Annotated in this window: 14 protein-coding genes; 8 read left to right on the top strand and 6 right to left on the bottom strand. The window is 69.8% G+C overall.

From position 1 onward, the window contains the following. Positions 1-54 precede the first annotated feature (54 nt). Positions 55-921 carry a sugar phosphate isomerase/epimerase family protein gene (locus AC59HU_RS10820; RefSeq protein ID WP_497223390.1) on the top strand — a complete coding sequence of 289 codons (867 nt, stop codon included), beginning with the start codon at positions 55-57 and terminating at the stop codon, positions 919-921. Then, entirely contained in the window at positions 918-1,850 is a 933-nt protein-coding gene (locus AC59HU_RS10815; protein ID WP_497223389.1) for an aldo/keto reductase, read from the top strand. The genes AC59HU_RS10820 and AC59HU_RS10815 overlap by 4 nt, the downstream gene beginning before the upstream one ends. A 46-nt stretch (positions 1,851-1,896) precedes the next feature. Here the strand turns inward: AC59HU_RS10815 and AC59HU_RS10810 are convergent, their stop codons facing one another. Genes AC59HU_RS10810 through AC59HU_RS10795 form a run of 4 tightly spaced genes read right to left on the bottom strand, consistent with a single transcriptional unit; the run spans position 1,897 to position 4,424 of the window. Then, positions 1,897-2,376: a helix-turn-helix domain-containing protein gene (locus AC59HU_RS10810; RefSeq protein WP_497223388.1), complete on the bottom strand. Its 480-nt coding sequence runs from the start codon at positions 2,374-2,376 to the stop codon at positions 1,897-1,899. 11 nt (positions 2,377-2,387) lie between these two features. Further along, complete coding sequence (locus tag AC59HU_RS10805) at positions 2,388-3,110, bottom strand: SDR family NAD(P)-dependent oxidoreductase (protein ID WP_497223387.1); 723 nt, start codon at positions 3,108-3,110, stop codon at positions 2,388-2,390. Positions 3,111-3,121: 11 nt separating this feature from the next. Then, positions 3,122-3,559: a cupin domain-containing protein gene (locus AC59HU_RS10800; protein ID WP_497223386.1), complete on the bottom strand. Its 438-nt coding sequence runs from the start codon at positions 3,557-3,559 to the stop codon at positions 3,122-3,124. Between the two features lie 58 nt (positions 3,560-3,617). Beyond that, positions 3,618-4,424, bottom strand: a complete 807-nt coding sequence (locus AC59HU_RS10795) for an SDR family NAD(P)-dependent oxidoreductase (protein ID WP_497223385.1) — start codon at positions 4,422-4,424, stop codon at positions 3,618-3,620. A 232-nt stretch (positions 4,425-4,656) separates the two neighbouring features. On the opposite strand from AC59HU_RS10795, the gene AC59HU_RS10790 reads away from it, so the two are divergent. The 6 genes from AC59HU_RS10790 (at position 4,657) to AC59HU_RS10765 (ending at position 11,155) form a co-directional block, all read left to right on the top strand. Further along, on the top strand, positions 4,657-5,910 hold the full coding sequence (locus tag AC59HU_RS10790) for a sugar ABC transporter substrate-binding protein (protein WP_497223384.1): 1,254 nt from the start codon (positions 4,657-4,659) through the stop codon (positions 5,908-5,910). 94 nt (positions 5,911-6,004) lie between these two features. Then, on the top strand, positions 6,005-6,961 hold the full coding sequence (locus tag AC59HU_RS10785; protein WP_497223383.1) for an ABC transporter permease: 957 nt from the start codon (positions 6,005-6,007) through the stop codon (positions 6,959-6,961). Between the two features lie 10 nt (positions 6,962-6,971). Beyond that, positions 6,972-8,522, top strand: coding sequence for a sugar ABC transporter ATP-binding protein (locus AC59HU_RS10780; protein WP_497223382.1), 1,551 nt, complete (start codon positions 6,972-6,974; stop codon positions 8,520-8,522). Between the two features lie 27 nt (positions 8,523-8,549). Continuing rightward, positions 8,550-9,557, top strand: a complete 1,008-nt coding sequence (locus tag AC59HU_RS10775) for a Gfo/Idh/MocA family protein (protein WP_497223381.1) — start codon at positions 8,550-8,552, stop codon at positions 9,555-9,557. A gap of 51 nt (positions 9,558-9,608) precedes the next feature. Further along, positions 9,609-10,403, top strand: coding sequence for an SDR family NAD(P)-dependent oxidoreductase (locus AC59HU_RS10770; protein WP_497223380.1), 795 nt, complete (start codon positions 9,609-9,611; stop codon positions 10,401-10,403). Next, the gene (locus AC59HU_RS10765) at positions 10,400-11,155 is read left to right on the top strand and encodes an SDR family NAD(P)-dependent oxidoreductase (RefSeq protein WP_497223379.1); all 756 of its coding nucleotides are present in this window, start codon (positions 10,400-10,402) and stop codon (positions 11,153-11,155) included. Before AC59HU_RS10770 ends, AC59HU_RS10765 begins: the two co-directional genes overlap by 4 nt. A gap of 177 nt (positions 11,156-11,332) precedes the next feature. Here the strand turns inward: AC59HU_RS10765 and AC59HU_RS10760 are convergent, their stop codons facing one another. Next, on the bottom strand, positions 11,333-12,403 hold the full coding sequence (locus AC59HU_RS10760; RefSeq protein WP_497223378.1) for a LacI family DNA-binding transcriptional regulator: 1,071 nt from the start codon (positions 12,401-12,403) through the stop codon (positions 11,333-11,335). Beyond that, positions 12,403-13,683: a M24 family metallopeptidase gene (locus AC59HU_RS10755; RefSeq protein WP_497223377.1), complete on the bottom strand. Its 1,281-nt coding sequence runs from the start codon at positions 13,681-13,683 to the stop codon at positions 12,403-12,405. The genes AC59HU_RS10760 and AC59HU_RS10755 overlap by 1 nt, the downstream gene beginning before the upstream one ends. Between the last annotated feature and the right edge of the window lie 84 nt (positions 13,684-13,767).

Here is a 13,767-nt window from a genome sequence, read left to right as displayed (position 1 = left end):
GACATTTTCCCCTAGCCTGTTAATCGCTGATTAACTCGATGATGAGGAGACCCCATGCCGGTGCCCCTGCTCGCGACCTGCTGGATCACCGCGGGGGACGCCGGCCCGCAACGCGGAGACGAGCGGAGCCCGATCCCGATGCGGGAGCGGATCGAGACCGCCGCCGCCTCGGGCTGGGACGGCTTCGGCATCGTGCACGCCGATCTGGTCGCCTTCCGCGAGCAGCAGCCGCTCACCGAGCTGGCCCGGATGCTCGAGGACAACGGGATGGGGTACGTCGAACTCGAATTCCTCGGCGACTGGTGGACCACGGGGCCGCGACGCGAGGCCTCCGACCTGGTGCGCGCCGACCTGCTCGAGGCCGCGGAGGTGCTCGGTGCACGGACCGTGAAGATCGCCCCCGACATGGTGGAGGGCGGAACCGACCCCGAGGTCTTCCGCACCGAGCTGGATGCGCTCGCCACCGAGGCCGCCGCGCGGGGCACGCGGGTCGCGCTCGAGCCGATGCCGTTCTCGACCAATCTCCGCACGATCCAGGAGGGAGTCGAGCTCCTCGACGCCGTCGGCAACCCCGCCGCGGGGCTGTGCGTGGACATCTGGCACGTCTTCCGCACCGGCACCCCGTACGCGAGCGTCGCCGCCCTGCCGCCGGAGTACGTCTTCGTCGTCGAGCTGGACGACGGGACGGCCGAGCCGGTCGGCTCGCTCTGGGACGACACGATCGACCGCCGCCTCTACCCCGGCCGCGGGGCCTTCGACGTGCCCGCGTTCGTCGAGGCGATCCGGGCGACCGGCTACGACGGCCCCTGGGGCGTCGAGATCATCTCGGACGAGCACCGCGCTCAGCCGATCAACCGGTCCCTCCCCGTGCTGGCCGCCGCGGCGCGGGACTGCTTCGCCCCCACGGAAGGACGACGATGACCTCCACCCCGCTCGGTTCCACCGGCCTGGAGATCACCCCGGTCTCCTTCGGCACCGCCCCGCTCGGCCAGCTGTTCGGGCCCGTGCCCGAGGCGGTCGGTGCGGCGGCGGTCGACGAGGCCATCGACCTCGGCATCGGCTTCTTCGACACCTCGCCGTACTACGGCGACGCCGAGGAGCGCCTCGGTCGTGCCCTCCGCGGCAAGCGCGACCGCGTGCTGGTCGGCACCAAGGCCGGCCGCAACCCGGGGGAGCACTTCGACTTCAGCCCCCGGGCCATCCGGGCCAGCGTCGAGCGGAGCCTCCGGCTGCTCGGCACCGACCACCTCGACCTGCTCCAGCTGCACGACATCGAGTTCGTCGATCTCGACCCGGTGCTCACCGACGGCTACGCGACGCTGGTCGACCTGCGCGATGAGGGCAAGACCCGGGCCATCGGGATGACGGGCTACTCGCTCTCCGCGGCCCGCCGGGTGATCACCGAGACCGACTGCGACGTGGTGCTGAACTTCGCGCACGGCACGCTGCTCGACAACTCGCTCGAGGACGAGCTGGGCGCCGTGGCCCGCGAGAACGGGGTCGCCCTGATGAACGCGGCGGCGGTGGCCCTGGGGCTGCTGACCCCCGCCGTCCATCGACTCGCGGCCGAGGGACACATGGCGCCCGATGCGGTCGTCCAGGCGGCCCTCCGGATGAACGCGGTCTGCGAGGCCGCGGGGGCGTCGATCTCGTTCCTCGCGAACCAGTACGCCATCCAGCGAAGCGGGGCGATCACCACCGTGGTCGGCACCACGAACCGCGCGCACCTCCGCGAGGCGGTCGAGGCCGCCCGGGCGCCGATCGACGAGGGACTGCTCGCGGCCGTGCTCGCCGAGCGCCCCGATCCGGCCTCCGCCCAGTGGGATCTCGGGCTGCCCGAGAACTCCTGACCAGAGACGGAAACGGAGGCCGAGGCGGATGCAAGGCGGCCGGATGCTACGCGCCGGCGCCTAGGAACCGCACCACCTCGACGGGCACCGATCCGGCATTGAGGTACCGGGCGATCCGCCCGCCCTCCAGCGACAGCGAGTCGCCGGCCCGGAGCAGGTGCACGACCGGGTCGATCGAGACGGTCAGCTCCCCAGAGACGACGAAGGCGTATTCCGCGGCGCCGCCCTGACCGCCCGCCGTCAGGGCGGCGCCCGGCGCCAGGGTGACGAGGAACGGGTGGTCCGCCGCCCGGTCCGGCGCATCGCCCATCACGTCGTCGAACGAGATGCCGAAGTGCCCGACCAGGGCGGTCAGAGTGCCGATCGACGGTTTCGTGCGCCCGTTCTCCACCAGGGAGAGCAGGCTCGCCGAGACGCCGATCGCCGAGGCGACCCCGCGCAGGCTCAGCCCCTGCGCCATCCGGGCGGAGCGGATCCGCTGCCCGATGTCGTCCTCGGCGACCTGCTCGACCCGACGGCCCGTCATCTGCGCCACCCTCACTGGGTGGTGTAGCCGCCGTCGATGACGAGCTCGGCGCCCGTCATGTAGCTCGACTCGTCGCTGGCGAGGAACAAGGCGCCGTAGGCGATCTCCCGCGCGCGGCCGAGCCGGCCCAGCGGGGTCTGGGCGACCACGCCCGCGGTGACGTCCGCATCCTGAGCGGCGATCAACGGGGTGTCGATGATGCCGGGATGGATCGAGTTCGAGCGGATGCCGTCACCGGCATACGACAGCGCCAGGTTCTTGCTGAGCAGGCGCACCGCGCCCTTGGACGCCGTGTACGCGGCGACCCCGGCCGCCCCGGCGATGCCCCAGATCGAGGAGGTGCTGATGATCGAGCCGCCGCCCGCGGCCCGCATCACCGGTACGACGGTGCGGGCGCCGAGGAAGACGCCGTCGAGGTTGACGCGCAGCACCCGGTGCCAGTCCTCGAGCGGGATGCTGTCGACGGGCTCGTACGACCCGACGAGCCCCGCGTTGCTGAACAGCACGTCGATCCGGCCCTGCTCGGCGACGATGCGGTCGACGACCGCGCGCCAGGAACCCTCGTCGGTCACGTCGAGCTCGATCGCGGTGACCGACGGATGCTCGAACGCGGGCCCCTCCGCGATGTCCGCCGCCCAGACCACGGCTCCCTCCTCGGCGAACAGCTCCGCCGAGGCGCGCCCGATCCCCCCGGCCGCGCCCGTGACGAGCGCGACCTTGCCTTCCAGTCGCATGACCGGGCCGCTCAGCTCTCGGACTCGAGCTTGTCGGTGCCGTTCGGCACGAAGTGGGGTTCGCCGTCCGGGGGATAGGCGGTGTACCCGGTCTTGTCCTTCGGCATGTAGCTGATCGCGAAGGCCAGCGCGCGGAATCCCTCGTCGCCGATCGTGGCGATGCTGTGGATCTCGTTGCGGGGGATGCGGATCAGGTTGCCGGGGCCGACCACCTGCTCCTCGTCGCCGACGCGCATCCGGGCCGTGCCGGAGAGCAGGTAGTAGAACTCGTCGGTGTCGTGCGAATGCGGCTCAAGAGCAGCGCCGGCGGCCAGCTCGAACTCGTCGATGAACTCCAGGTAGCCTCCTTCGGTCTCGTCGCGCAGCTCTTCCTTGTGGAAGAAGAACCACGACCGGCAGGTGCCGCCGTGCTCGAGCATGGTGGGCACGTTCGTGTCCTTGACGATCATCGTGTTCCTTTCGGTTCCGCCGGTCTCCTCGTCGAGGCCGGTGGGGATCGGGATGGGATCAGAGGGTGGCGCGGACGGTCCCGCCGTCGACGCCGAGGGTGCTGCCGGTGGTGAAGCCGGCGAGGTCGGAGGCGAGGAACAGGATCGCGTTGGCGACCTCCTCGGGCGTGCCCATCCGTCCCGCGGGGATCCCGCGGTCCTGGATGAAGGCCTGCACCGCGGCGTCGCCCTCGGCGCCGTAGGCCGCCTCGAGGTTCTTGAGCCAGCCGGTGTCCGCGTCCGTCCAGAACGGGGTCCAGATCGGGCCCGGGGCGACGTTGTTCACGCGCACCCGGGGGGCGTACGCACGCGCCAGCGACTTGGCCACGCTGGCGACGGCCGCCTTGGAGGCCGCGTAGTCGACGATGGTGTCCTCCGCCTGCCGGGAGAGGTCCGAGGTCACGTTGACCACCGCGCCCCGGCCGGCCTCGTACATCAACGGCACGACGATGCGGCTCATCCGCACCATCGAGTGGAAGTTGAGCTCGAAGGTGCGGTGGAAGTCGTCGTCCGTCAGCTCCTCGAAGGTCTTCAGCCGGCCCGCGCCGACGTTGTTCACGAGCACGTCGGGTGCACCGCCGAGCGCGCTCATCGCCTCCTGGGCCGCCGAGGCGACCCCCTCGGCCGTCGAGAGGTCGGCCCGGATCGGGGTGACCAGCTCGCCGAGCCCGGCCTCCTCGATGTGCCGGGAGAGCACGTCGAACTCGATGTCGACCGCCGCCACCCGCGCCCCTTCGGCGGCGAACGCGTCGACCGTCGCCCGCCCGATACCCGTCGCCGAACCGGTCACCACGACCGTCCGTCCCGAGAGATGGAAATCCGCCATTAGTCAGCCTCCTTGTTGACAGGCGGGCGTCGATCCGGCCACCGCCGGTCGTTCACTGCAAATTAACGCCCGCTGCCACTACTACCACAGCGGCCCCGATGCTCGGAAGGGAGAATGGCGGAAAGCCGCGAATTTTGCCGAACCCGACGTTAACCCTGTTGTGAAGTACAGCTCAAACTGTAAAGTGTGTCTCGACAAGCACAGTGTCCTGCACGTCTCACGAAGGAGTGAAATGAACCGCAGAGTGTTGAGCGCCGGTGTCGCCGGCCTCGCCGTAATCAGTCTGCTCGGCCTCGCCGGGTGTTCCTCGGGAGGCAGCGCGGCCACGTCCGCCCCGTCGTCCGAACTCCCCGACTCGGTGAACCTCAACGGCGAGACCGTCGTCTCGCTGTTCACCAGCATGAACAACGACTACTACGCCAGCTGGGCCCAGGGTGCGCAGCGCGCCGTCGAGGCCTTCAACGGAAAGTACGTCGGCCTCACCAACGAGGGCGACCCGGCCACCGAGCTCGCCCAGTTCCAGCAGCAGGTCGACGCGGGCGCGAAGATCATCTTCATCACCGCACCCGACCCGTCCAACGTGCCGGCCATGGCCGACATCGCCCAGCAGAACGGTGTCTGCTTCGTCAACACCTGGGAGCAGCCCACCTGGACCTCGCCCTTCGACAGCGGCGACCAGTACGTGTCGTACCTGACGCCGAACTCGGAGGAGGTCGCCTACACGGTGGCCAAGGCCCTGTTCGACAAGATCGGCGGCTCGGGCAACGTGGTGCACCTCACCGGCCACCCGGGTGCGACCCCCGACCAGCTCCGCAACGCCGGCTTCGACCGGGCGCTCGCCGAGTACCCCGGCATCAAGGTGATCGCCGAGCAGCCGGGTGAGTGGGACCGCGACGCGGCCCGCCAGGCGATGGCCGGCATCATCACCCAGGTCGGCGTCGACAAGATCAACGCGGTCTTCGGTCAGAACGACGACGTCGGAATCGGCGCCCTCAACGCCCTCACCGAGGCCGGCGTCGCCAACGAGGACCTGCCCCCCATCACCGGCATCGACGGCAACCTCAGCACCATGCAGCTGATCAAGGCCGGCCAGATGTTCGGCAGCTTCTCCGGCATCCCGCAGTTCCAGGCCGGCTTCAGCTTCGTGCAGGCCCTGGACTACTGCAAGGGCGCCAAGGTCGACCCGCTGAACCGGATGCTCAACACCGGCGGCATCTTCGTCACCGCGGACAACGTGGACGACTACATCAACACCTACACGGGCGACAACAACCCGTACGACTGGGTGAAGATGAGCCGCGTCGCGTACCCGGACGACTGGGACCCGCAGAACGAGGTCAACACGATCGACATGGAGCAGATGTGGGGGATGCTCGAGCCGAAGCCGGCCAACTTCACCCTGCCGCAGGCCTACTCCGACGCGCTCCCGAACCGGGCCACGGTCGATGCCGAGTGGGCTGACCACTGGAAGATGCTGAAGGACTGACCCTTCCGCACTGTTTCCCTCCCTGCCGGCCCCGGTACCGCCGGGGCCGGCAGGGAACCCCCTTCTTCACCCGAGTCACAATGGAGTCCCTTTCGTGAATCAACTGGCCAGGCCGCTCAAATGGGGTGGGGGAATCCTCCTCCCGATCGCGGCGATCATCATCCTCATCGTCGTGTTCTCCCTGCTCGCACCGAGCTTCTTCCAATTCAGCACGTTGATCGGCATCCTCCGCGAGTCGTCCGTGCTCCTGGTCGTCGCGATCGGCATGACCTTCGTCGTCCTGATGGGCAGCATCGACCTCTCGGTCGGCGCGACCGTGACCCTCTCGGCCCTGGTCGCCGCCACCATCGCCGGAAGCGGCAACTGGCTGCTCGCGATCCTCGCCGGGCTCGGGGTGGGCATCCTCGTCGGGCTGGTGAACGGCATCCTGTTCGCCTTCGTCAAGGTGCCGAGCTTCCTGACCACCCTGGGTGTGAGCCTCGCGGTCGGCGGCGTCGGACTCTGGTTCGTCAACGGCCGGCCCGTGCAGATCTTCGAGCAGGGCTTCACCGGCATCTCGCAGGGCAAGCTCTTCGGTGAGATCCCGCTGATCGCGGTCTGGGCCCTCATCCTCTGGGGCATCTTCTCCTTCGTCGGCCAGAAGACCCGCTTCGGCCGCTACACCTTCGCCATCGGCGGGGCCGAGGCCGTCAGCGGCCTGGCCGGCATCCCGATCCGTCGGATGAAGCTCTGGGTCATGGTGCTCTCGGGTGCCCTCGCCGCGGCCGCCGGCATCCTGCTCGCCTCCCGCGTCGGTGCGGCGACTCCCGGCATGGGCGACCGGCTCACCCTCGACTCGATCGCCGCGGTCGTGATGGGCGGAACCGCGCTGACCGGTGGCGTCGGCGGCGTGCACCGCACCATCCTCGGTGTGCTCGTGATCACCACGCTCACGGTGGGCCTGAACACCCTCGGCGTCCAGCCCTACCTGCAGCAGATCGTCCAGGGCACGGTCGTGGTCCTCGCCGTCGCGCTGACGCTGGACCGCTCCAAGCTCAGCGTCATCAAGTAGGGGGCCGGCCATGACCGACACCGACACCGTCGTCCCCGCCTCCGCCGGCGGCACCGTGCCCCTGTTCGAGGCGCGCAACCTCTCCAAGAGCTTCGGACCCGTCCGGGCCGTGAAGTCCGTGTCCGTCCAGACCCGGGTCGGCGAGGTGCTCGGCCTCGTGGGCGAGAACGGCGCCGGCAAGTCGACGCTGCTCAACATGATCAGCGGCACGACCGAGCCCGACGAGGGCGAGCTGTTGCTGGGCGGCCAGCCCGTCAGCTTCCGCACCTACCAGGAGGCCACCCAGCGGGGCGTCTTCCGCATCTTCCAGCACCAGGCGCTGGTGCCCAACCTCTCGGTCGCGGCCAACGTCTTCCTCGCTCAGGAGTCGAAGTTCACCCGTTTCGGTGTGCTCGACTCCAAGCGGATGCGGCGGCTCACGCAGGACATCTTCGACGAGCTCTCGATCGGTCTCCGCACCGACGTCGAGCTCAGCACGCTGAAGTTCGCCGAGCGCCAGGTGGTGGAGATCGTGCGGTCGCTCGCCCAGGCGCGGCTGCTCGGCATCGAGCACCCCGTCATCCTCTACGACGAGCCGACGAGCGCGCTCTCCCGCGAGCAGATCGAGTTCTTCTTCGGCTTCGTGCGGGCCATCCAGCCCAACGCGGCCCAGGTCTTCGTCTCGCACCGCCTCGAGGAGATCATCGAGCTCTGCGACCGGATGATCGTGCTGAAGGACGGGGAGGTCGTGAGCGTGCAGGACGACCCGCACGCCCTCTCGGAGACCCGCATCCACGAGCTCATGGTCGGTCGCAAGGCCGAGGCCTACAACCGCAGCCACCACGTCGACTACAGCCAGACCCCGCGGCTCGAGGTCGAGGGTCTGACCGGCGAAGGATTCTCCGACGTCTCGCTCACGGTGATGCCCGGCGAGGTGCTCGGCATCGCCGGCGTCGTCGGCTCGGGCAAGTCCGAGTTCGGCCGCGCGGTCTTCGAGCTGGGCAAGGGGGTCGAGGGCCGGATCGAGGTCGACGGCAAGGCGCCGGACCGCGACGGCTCGCGTGCCGGCATCCGCGCGCGACTGGGCTACGTGCCCACCGAGCGCCATAAAGACGGACTCGTCCTCGGCATGTCTGTCGCCCACAACCTCTCGCTGCCCGAGGTCGGCGCGGCGATCGGCTCGCCGGTGATCAACAACCGCAAGGAGTCCGCCAACACGAAGAAGGCGATCACCGACCTCGGCATCAAGACGCCGGGGCCGGACACCCTCGTCAGCAACCTCAGCGGTGGAAACCAGCAGAAGGTGCTGCTCGCCCGCTGGACCACCCTCGGGTCGCGGCTGCTCGTGCTGGACAACCCGACGAACGGCGTCGACGTCGGCGCCAAGGCGGAGATCTACCGGCTGATCGAGAGCCTGACCGAGACCGGGGTCTCGGTGCTGCTGATCAGCGACGACCTCCCCGAGATCCTGGCCCTGGCCGATCGGATCGTGGTCATGAAGGACGGCCAGGTCAGGACGACGACCGACATCGATCCGGCGAACCCGCCGTCCGAGGTCGAGCTCGTCGCCGCCATGGTCTGAGCCGCGTTCCGCGCGAAGGAGTCGAAGATGACGAAGGAACCACTGCGGATCGGCGTGCTCGGCGCCGCCCGGATCAACGACATGACCCTGTTCCCGCCGGCGGAGGACATCGGCGCGCGGATCGTGGCGGTCGCCGCCCGCGCCCGCGACCGCGCCGAGGTCTACGCCCGCGAGCACGGGATCGAGCGGGTGGCCGACGACTACGCGGCGCTCGTCGCCGACCCCGAGGTCGAGGCCGTCTACAACCCACTGCCCAACAGCCTCCACACCGTCTGGAACCTGGCGGCGATCGAGGCGGGCAAGCACGTGCTGGGCGAGAAGCCGTTCGCCAGCAACGCCGAAGAAGGCGAGCGGATGCACGCGGCCGCCCAGGCGCATCCGGAGCTCGTCGTCTTCGACGGACTCCACTACCGCTACCACCCGGTCTTCCGGCGGCTGCAGGAGATCGTGCGCTCGGGCGAGATCGGCGAGGTTCAGCACGTGCGCGCCGTCATGACCGTGCCGGTGCCCGACCTCTCGGACATCCGGTGGTCGTGGCCGCTGGCCGGCGGATCGATGATGGACCTCGGCATCTACTGCATCGACGTCATCCACACGCTCGCGGCCGACCTCGGCGGTCTGCCGACGCTCGTCTCCGCGACCATGGGGCACCTCGACGGCACGCACCCCGAGATCGACTCCTGGTCCGAGCTCACCTACGAGCTGCCCAACGGGGCGCCGGCCGTGGCCGAGATGAACCTGATCGGCCCGCAGCACTTCGTGATCACCGTCACCGGCTCCCGCGGGACCGTACACCAGGCGAACCTCAGCTACGTGCACACCGACGACCGCATCCTCGTCTTCACCGGCGGCGACAGCCGGGTCGAGGAGCTCGGCCGCACCAGCAGCTTCATCTATCAGATGCGGGCCTTCGAAGACGCCGTGCGCAACGGCAGCCCGTACCCCACCACCACCGCTTCGGCGCTCGTCGACCTCCGGGCCGTCGACGCCGCGTACGCGATGGCCGGCCTCCCGCCGCGACCATCGGGCCTGTGACCGCGCGAGCGGATGCACCCTGACCGCGAGAGCGGAGAAAAGAGAGAGATCATGGCAGAGACCACGACCGGTCGCACCGTCTTCATCACCGGCGCCGCCGGCGGCATCGGCCGCGTGGCCGTCGAACGATTCGTGTCGGAGGGCGACGCCGTCGTGCTCGCCGACCTGAACCTCGAGGCCGTGCAGAGCGTGGCCGACGAGATCGCCGAACGCTACCCGGACGCGAGGATGCTCCCGCTGGCGGTCGACCAGTCCTCCGAGGAGTCGCTCCGCGAGGCGCGCAAGGCGGTCGAGGAGTGGGCGGGATCGCTCGACGTGCTCGCGCTCGTCGGCGGCACCGTGCAGGCCGTCGGCGCCTCCGTGCTCGAGCTCACCACCGAGGAGTGGGACCGCGTGCACAACACCAACCTCCGCGGGGTCTTCCTGGCCAGCCGCGAGCTCGTCCCGCTGCTGCCGAAGGACTCGGGAGCCTCCGTGGTCGCGGTCGCGTCGTACTGGGGCCGGAGCGGTCACGCCTTCTACTCCTCCTACTGCACCTCCAAGGCCGGGGTGATCAGCTTCGTGCAGTGCCTCGCCGGCGAGCTCGCCGACGCCGGCATCCGGGTCAACGCCGTCGCCCCCGGCAACATCAACACCGGGATGCACCAGGCGGCCCTCGCGAGCGAGGCCGTCGAGCGCGGCATCAGCTTCGAGGAGATGCGCGACATCGAGTGGTCGAAGATCCCGCTCAAGGTCGCCGGCCCGCCCAAGTCGATCGCGGACGCGATCTACTTCCTCTCCTCGGACAACGCCTCCTACATGACCGGCGCCACCGTCGACGTCAACGGCGGGGTGATCTTCGTATGAGGCTCGAGGGCAAGACCGCGATCGTCACCGGGGCCGGCAGCGGCATGGGCGAGGCGATCGCCAAGCTGTTCGCCCGGGAGGGCGCCGCGGTCGCGCTCGTCGACATGTCCGAGGGCGGGGCGCGCGTGGCGGGGGAGATCCGCGACGCCGGCGGCACCGCTGAGTCGTGGCTGCTCGACGTGACCGACGAGGAGAGCGTGCGCGACGTCTTCGCCCAGGTGTTCGAGCGCTTCGGCGCGCTGAACATCCTGATCAACAACGCCGGGATCGCCGGGCCCGTCGAACCGACCGACCAGGTCGACTTCGCCGACTGGGAGAAGGTCTACCGGGTCAACGCCGGCGGACCGTTCCTCTGCACCAAGCACGCCATCCCGTACCTGCGGCAGACGCCGGGGCAGACCAGCATCGTCAACATGTCGTCGATGTACGCGCTGATCGGCAACGCCGACGTGCCGGTCTACCACGCGACCAAGGCCGCCGTGCGCACGATGACCAAGGTGGATGCGATCACCTACGCCTCCGAGGGCATCCGCGTCAACGCCATCCTGCCCGGCACCATCATGACGCCGATGAACTACGAGAAGGCGCGCCAGACGCCCGGGTACATCGAGCAGATGCAGGAGGTGCACCCGCTCGGGATCCTGGGGGAGCCGGACGACGTGGCGTACGCGATGCTGTTCCTGGCGTCGGACGAGTCGCGGTTCACGACGGGGAGTGAACTGGTTATTGATGGTGGGTATACAGCGCAGTGATATTGCCGGGACGGGCGTGCTTCGCGCGCCCGTCCCGGGCTGCGCCGGTCCCCGCCCGGCGCAGCGCGACATGTTCGGCTTCGGTCGCTTACGCGGCCGAGGCCTCACCCTGGGTCGGTGAGTACGGCCTGTTGCGTTCGACTTCGGCGCCGACGTCGGGGTGGCGGGGAGGGCGGGTCAGGATGGCGGGCCGGCGGTGGAGGCCCGGGGGATGAGGCGGGGGGCCAGGACGGTGCGGGTGCGGGGCGGGGCCTCGCCGGAGAGGGCCTGGAAGGTGAGGCGGGCGCTACGACGGCCGACGTCCAGGCCTGGGAGGCGCACCGTGGTCAGGGGCGGATCGAGGTGGTCGATCAGGGGGACGTCGTTGAAACCGACGATCGAGACGTCCTGGGGGCAGCGGAGGCCGGCGGCGTGCACGGCGTCGAGCGCCCCGACCGCCATCTGGTCGTTGTGCGCGAGCAGGGCGGTGGGCCGCCGCTCGGCCGGAGCGGTCAGCAGCGCAGCGGCGAGTCGTCGGCCCTCGGCCACGGTGCTGAGCACGGCGTGATCCGGCCCCGACAGGTCGACCGCACCGGGGCGGGCCGCGACCGCCGCCCGGAAGCCCGCCGACCGCTCGGCGAACGACGAGATCTCCGGGGTGCCCGGCAGCTCGGCGAGACGGCGATGACCGAGGCCGAGCAGATGCTCCGTCGCCATCCTCGCCCCCTGCACGTCGTCGGGGAGCACCTCGCGATGCCGGCTCGCCCCGGGAGCGCCGGAGGCATCCGGAGCCGGTCGGGCGAGCCCCCGCACGGCCAGCACCACCGGCAGGCGGCTCTCCAGCTCGAGGATGAACTCCTCGTCGGCCAGCCGTGCCGCGCTCATGATGATCGCGTCCACGCGGTTCAGCAGCAGCCGGCTCACCACCGAGCGCAGCCGCTGCGGGTCGTCGTGGGTCTCGGCGACGACCGGCATGCAGCCGAGCGGCCGGCACTCCTCCTCGATCCCGCGCAGCACGGCCACCACGAACGGGTTCTCCAGATCCGCGACCACGAAGCCGATCGTGCCGGTCGCGCCGGTGCGGAGGCTTCGGGCCAGCGCGTTGCCGCGGTAGTCCAGCGCGTCGGCCGCCTCCCGCACCCGTTTCCGGGTCGCGTCGCCGACGAGGTGCGCGCGGTCGTCGCTCAAGGCGCGCGAGGCCGTCGCGATGTGCACGCCGGCCAGCTCGGCGACGTGCTTGAGGGTGGGGGCGCCTGAGGGCTCGTCCATCAGAACGGGTTGGCCACGACGAGATCCTCGGCCGGGTACTTGGTGAGGATCACCGGCCCCTCGTCGGTGACCACCACCTCCTCCTCGATCCGGGCCGCCGAGTAGCCGTCGGTCGCCGGGCAGTACGTCTCGACCGCGAACACCATCCCCGCCTTCAGCTCGACGGGTTCCCGGTAGCTGTTCAACCGCGAGATGATCGGCCGCTCGTGAAGGCCGAGCCCCAGGCCGTGGCAGAACTGCAGCCCGAACGCCGAGAGCTCGTCGTCGAAGCCGAGCGACTCCGCGGTCGGGAACAGGCTCGCGATCTCGTCCGAGCCGACGCCGGGCTTCACAGCCGCGATCGCCGTGTCCATCCACTCGCGGGCCCTGCTGTACGCGGCCTTCTGCGGCCCGGTCGCCCGGCCGACGCTGAAGGTGCGGTAATAGCAGGTGCGGTAGCCGTTGAACGAGTGGATGATGTCGAAGAACGCCTGGTCGCCGGGTCGGATGATGCGGTCGGTGAAGTTGTGCGGATGCGGGTTGCAGCGCTCGCCGGAGATCGCGTTGACCGCCTCGACCTGGTCCGAGCCGTACTCGTACAGCTTCTTGGCCGCGAGGGCGACGATCTCGTTCTCGCGGACGCCGGGCTTCAGCGCCTCGACGATGTCGGTGTACACGCCGTCGACCATCGCCGCGGCCTGGTTGAGCAGCATGATCTCGTCGACGCTCTTGATCTCGCGGGCGTCGAGCATGTGCTGCTGGGCGTCGACCACCCGCAGACCCTGCCGTTCCATCTCGAACAGGAAGGGCGGCTCGACGATGTCGATGCCGACCGGCTGCTTCTCCAGGCCCAGGTCGGTGAGCAGGCCGCGGATCTCGGTGACCGCATCCACCATCAGGCCGGCCGTCGGGCTCACCGCGCCGCGGAACCCCAGGAAGCCGGCGTGGTTGTGGTCGGTCTTCAGCCACGGCGAGTAGAGCTTGTGGTGGCGGACGGCCGAACCGAAGTCCCAGAGATGGGGCTCGGCGCCGCGGGTGAGCAGCGCGTAGCGGATCATCTTGTCGCCCAGGGCGCCGCCGACCCACGACTGGGTGCTGTAGCGGATGTTGTAGAAGTCGAACAGCAGGAAGGCGCCGCACTCGCTCGCCTCGAGCGCCGCCGTGGCGCGCGCGAGACGGTACTGCCGCAGCCGGTCGAAGTCGACGCGCTGCTCGTAGTCGACCGCCATCTGCCCCGGGGTGAGCAGGGGGCGCGGCGGGGTGGCCCCGGTCAGCACGCCGTTGTTCGGGTCGTCGCTCATGTCGTCAGCTCTCCCTGGATCGTCGTTGATTTGGGCTGGACACCGCGACCGTAACAGCCGCTGCAATCCTTTGCAAGGGGCTCG

The organism is Herbiconiux sp. 320_LB (assembly GCF_059691755.1).
Note: the sequence above shows the minus strand (reverse complement) of the source record. Positions and strands in the feature narration are given on the sequence as shown.